The 2,325-nt window shown below is 67.4% G+C and carries 2 protein-coding genes; both read left to right on the top strand.

The genetic code is table 11. From position 1 onward, the window contains the following. Positions 1 to 712: methyl-accepting chemotaxis protein (locus tag SY1_RS10065; RefSeq protein WP_243440659.1), on the top strand; the 712-nt coding region annotated here is incomplete at its 5' end. Positions 713 to 847: 135 nt separating this feature from the next. Further along, on the top strand, positions 848 to 2,325 hold a 1,478-nt coding region (locus tag SY1_RS10060; protein WP_208873685.1), incomplete at its 3' end, for a DUF6056 family protein.

The following is a 2,325-nucleotide window of genomic DNA, read 5'->3' as shown; positions in this document are numbered from 1 at the left end:
CACCGGGACGACGGAGGGAGTCCACAGCGTGGGCCGGATCGTCGAGGGCATGAAGCTGGCGGAGGAGAAGTCCGAGGAGACGATGGAGCAGATCGGCCACCTGGCGCAGTCGGTGGAGGCCATCTCCGGCTTCGTGAGCTCCATCACGTCGATCGCGGACCAGACGAACCTCCTGGCCCTCAACGCCGCGATCGAAGCGGCACGGGCGGGCGAGGCGGGGCGCGGCTTCGCCGTCGTGGCGGAGGAGGTCCGCAAGCTGGCCGAGGAGTCCGGGAACGCCGCCAACGAGGTCAGCAAACTGATCCAGGACCTTCAGGAGCGTTCAGGCGGATCGCTCTCCGCGACGAAGGAGATGGCCCAGAACCTCTCCGAGCTCCTCGGCAGCGCCGAGGCGGTCGACAAGGAGCTGCAGGGGGTTCTGAACGCCACGAACCACTTGAACGACTCGATCCAGAACGTCGCGGCGGTCTCCGAGGAACAGGCTGCGTCCGCGGAGGAGATGACCGCCTCCGTCCAGGGCGTGACGAACTCCATCGGGGAGATCGTGGGCGTCCAGAAGGAGATCGGTCAGGCGGCCTCCGGGACGGCGGACGCCGCAAAGAGCATCGAACAGGCCTCCCGCAGCATGGCGGAGACAGCAGAGCAGCTGAGCGAGCTCATCGGCCGCTTCAAGACGGAGCCGGTCGGCAGGGGCCTCGCCCTGAGGCGCTGAGGCGGGGGAAATTTCCCGCAGCACAGGGGCTCCGAAAAGATGCTGGGAACTCAAGACGCTCACTCGAAGAAGCGGAGAGAGGGCGATCCCCCCTTTCGGGGGTTCCGCGGTCCCGCTGTGCGGGAGGCGAAAGCCATGAACACCCCACGGCAGCCGCACGACGCGCAGAGGACGGCCCTCGCCCTCCTCTGCGCGCTCTACATCGCCCTCTTTTGCTGGCTCGGCCTCTACGCCCGCCCCTCCGCCGACGACTACAACTTCGCTAACGCCTTTCTGGAGCAGGGCTTCTTCAACATGCAGAGGCAGTTTTACCTCCAGTGGACCGGGAGGGCCTTCAACACGTTTTTGCTCGCCCTGGCCGCCCCCTGGAGCACGGGACCCCTCTACGGCCTCCTGCCCCTCACGACGGTGCTGCTGTCCCTGGGGTCCCTCTACTTCTGCGCACACAGCCTCGTGCCGGGGCTCTCCGCCAGGGATAAGACGGCCTGTTCTCTTTTGCTGTGCGCCGCGTCCCTATCCGCCCTGCCCGCCTTGAACGAGACCCTTTACTGGCTGAGCGGGATGCCCTACACCTGGGCGACCGCCCTCTCGCTCCTTGCGCTGGCCCTGGCGGGCCGGGCATTCCGGGAGAACGGCATGGGGGTAAACTCCTGGAGCTGCACATTCCTGTTGCTCCTGAACGGGACCCTCCTCGAGCCCGTCAGCGTGATGCAGGTCGTCCTGGCCTTTCTTGCGGCGCTTTACTTTCTGTCCATCGGTGCAGCGGCGAAGGCAAAGCGGGCCGCCGTCTTCCTGCTCGCCGCCCTGCTGGCTTTCCTCGTGATGCTCCTGGCGCCGGGGACGACGATCCGCATGGGAGGCACGGCGACGGTCGCTTTTTTCCCAAGGCTGATCAGAACTCTGGGCGTCGCCGGGCTCTTCGGCCTCATGACGGCCCTCAGGTTCTTCACGGCCCCCATCGTCTGGACCTTCCCGCTCTTCCTGCCCACCATCGCTCAGGCCGTCCCGCCCCTCGACGGCCGCGTGACCTCCCGCCTCAAAGCATGGCACGTCGTCCTGCTCACGGCCCTGATCGCGCCGCTGATGCAGGCCGTCGCCGGATGGGGAACGGGGGTTGGGCTACCCGAACGCGCAGTGAGCCTGACGCTCTGGCTGATGGGGGCCGCGTGGGGGCTTCTGTGGGCCTTCGGCTATCGGCAGGAGGGGACGCTCGAACGGCTGCGCTCCTCCCGCCTCTTCCGTTGGCGTTGGGGACTCCTGGGCCTGTGCCTCCTCCTGAGCTCCAATTTCGTCGCCCTGATCGGGGACCTTGGGGTCGCTTCCGCCTACAGGGCCGAGTTGATGGCCCGCGACGAGCTGGTGCGGAGCCGCAGGGAGACGGAAAGCGGGGACGTCGTCGTCCCGCTTCTGGCGCTCAGGCCGCGGCTCTTGTTCTTCTCGGACCTGAGGCCCTGGTCGTCGGACTGGAAAAATCAATCCTACGCCGCGTGGAACGGGGTTACGGGCGTTGCGGCCCTGCCGCAGGCGATCTGCGAGGACGAGCGGGCGCTGAGGGGCTTCCTGCGGGGGGACCCGATGGCCCTGGAGAGGCTGGCCGAGGACGGAAGCCCTCA

This window comes from Fretibacterium fastidiosum (genome assembly GCF_000210715.1).
Taxonomy (GTDB): domain Bacteria; phylum Synergistota; class Synergistia; order Synergistales; family Aminobacteriaceae; genus Fretibacterium; species Fretibacterium fastidiosum.
The sequence above is the reverse complement of the archived record's forward strand: the minus strand, read 5'-3'. Positions and strand labels throughout refer to the sequence as shown.